At 70.7% G+C, this 2,207-nt stretch carries 2 protein-coding genes and 1 pseudogene; 1 reads left to right on the top strand and 2 read right to left on the bottom strand.

Translation table 11 applies throughout. The features are described from left to right. Together FV228_RS27335 and FV228_RS27330 are read right to left on the bottom strand one after the other, a co-directional pair. Positions 1–187, bottom strand: a pseudogene (locus FV228_RS27335) (hypothetical protein); the annotation flags it as partial. 290 nt (positions 188–477) lie between these two features. Beyond that, positions 478–1,767, bottom strand: a complete 1,290-nt coding sequence (locus FV228_RS27330) for a TAXI family TRAP transporter solute-binding subunit (RefSeq protein ID WP_147857383.1) — start codon at positions 1,765–1,767, stop codon at positions 478–480. Positions 1,768–1,948: 181 nt separating this feature from the next. Between FV228_RS27330 and FV228_RS27325 the strand changes: the two genes are divergently transcribed. Next, positions 1,949–2,207 (top strand): hypothetical protein (locus FV228_RS27325; RefSeq protein WP_147857382.1); only part of this gene is annotated, 259 nt, incomplete at its 3' end.

Genomic DNA, 2,207 nt, shown 5'->3' with positions numbered 1-2,207 from the left:
GCGCCGGCTCGACAGGGGCGGCGGGCGCGAACGCGGCCTCGGCCGGCTTGTCGGCGGTGTCCGGCGGAATGTCCCACCACAGATCGGGATTGTCGCGGTGTCGCGCCGTCGTATCGACCAGCGCGACGCGGGAGGTGCGGGTATGCTTGACTTCGACCGTGAACGGCCGCGCGCTCCGGCGCTTCATGTGTGCGGAATTCCTGAGACTAACGTGCCCGGCGGCGCAAAATGTGCCGGCAACGTTCAAGCATCATACGGGACTGAACCACGCGTTGTCGAGCGCGGAGATCAACAATCCTGTTCGTGCAGCATAGGCTTTTGGGATGACCTCAAGTGCCGCGGCTCCATAGCACAGTCGAAGTACTGCCTTCCGCGCTTCATGGTTGTGGCAGCGGTGCCGATATGGGTCCGTCGGGTTCGTGCGTCGCCACCTCCGGACCGGCCGCCGTGCCGGCCTCGAATCCGGGCCGTTGAAGGCTACGACGTCTGCCGCGCCGCGCGCCTGCGTCTCTGGACGGCCTCGCGGACATGCGTGACCAGCAGGGCGACGAGGCGCATCTCGACGCTCTCCGTCCGCCCGTGCGCCTCCGACCGGATCGCATCGGCTGCGAGCGCGTCGGCCTCCCGCTCCAGCCGTTCGAGGTCGGCGGGCTCGGCGCCCGACACGGACAGCCAGATCTCCAGGAGGCGCATGACCCGGGTCGGCGGCCGCCGCGGCCGGAAGCGGCGATACAGGCCGATGCCCGCCGCGCTCAGCGAGGCTGCCGCGCTGATCATCAGCCCGAGCCAGTAGGCCCCATTCTGCGCCTGATCCGCCAGGCTCGGCTGGTTGCCGGTCAGGTAGGCGGCGGCACCCGGATGGATGGGGAGCGCCTGGACCTTGTCGTCGGTGTCGGGCGCCTCGATGCCGGCCAGGTCGTCGTCGAGCGCCACCAGCCGCGGCTTGCCGGTCAGCACCTCGCGGGTGATCTCGCCGGCGAGCCAATCGGGCATCGCGCCCCTGGCGACGAGCCGGTGGCTGACCGACAGGGTGGTGATGTCGTCGCCCGGCGCCGGCAGGGAACCCAGGAAGGCGCCCTTGGGCACGTCGATCGTGTCGAGCACGGGATGTTCCTTGGCGATCGCCGCCGCCTCGTCGACCTCGAACAGCTTCACCGCCCCGGAGCCTTTGCGGAGCGCCGTGAACAGCGGCAGCCATAGTGCGCTTCCGACCGGCGCCACGACGAACAGCGAACCGATCTGCCGGGTGCGGGCGGCCTCGGTCAGCTGGTCCACGCTCAGGATCCGGCGATGGACGCTTCCCGGAGGCACGCCGAAATGGGTCAGGATCAGGTCGAGCAGCCGCGGATCGAGCTTGCGTCCGTCGAGGAGCCCGACCGTGCTGCCCTTGAGCTTGGCCACGCTGTCGACGGCGCTGCCGCCGGGCGCGATGAACACGACCGCGTCGCGGCGCAGGATGACCAGGGTCTGTCCGTCCTTCGGGGCGGCATCGCTGCGCACCAGGGCGAGCTGGGTCTTGCCCCTGTCGAGGGCCTCCGCTGCCCCGAGGCGATCCGGCTCGTAGATCGTCCGGATGCGGACCCGCGGATGCCGGGTTTCGAAGAGCTGCGTCAGCGCCTGTGCCGCCTCTCGATCCTCCGTGCTGGTCTTCGCGACGGCGATGTCGAGGGCGAGCAGGCCGAGCAGCAGATGGACCAGCACCGCGACGATCGCGGCGCCGGCGATGACGCCCAGGGCGATGAGTGTCGTCTTGGAACGCCCGATCATCCGTGCCGCGCTGTCTGCCGAGCCGACAGCATAACGTGAGGACGCGGCTCAAGGTCCGGGCGAACGCTCGCCGACCGCCGGCAACCTTTCCGGATCGGAAGGATCCGTGAACCGGAGGGCGGCTCGCGAACTTCTCCCTGCGCCGGGGCGATCCGTTGGTGCCGCGGCAGGAGGAATCTCGATGCGCATCCCCTATCTCGCGGCGCTGGCCGGTGCCGGCCTCGCCATCCTGAGTCTACCGGCCGCGGCCGTCCCGGCAGGCCCCGGGGCCGGATTGGCCGCGCCGTCCGCCCTGCTCACCCAGGTTCGGATGCGCCACCACCACAGGCGCCGGGGCAGCATGGCGCGGACGCAGCGGAAGTACCCGGGTGCGAGCTTCGTGCGGAACACCACCCGCGGCGCGCCGGCCGGCAGCAGCGGCGGCAACGGCACCACCGGCA

Origin of the sequence: Methylobacterium sp. WL18 (assembly GCF_008040015.1) — a bacterium.
Classification (GTDB): domain Bacteria; phylum Pseudomonadota; class Alphaproteobacteria; order Rhizobiales; family Beijerinckiaceae; genus Methylobacterium; species Methylobacterium mesophilicum.
This window is presented reverse-complemented; position numbering and strand designations above follow the sequence as displayed.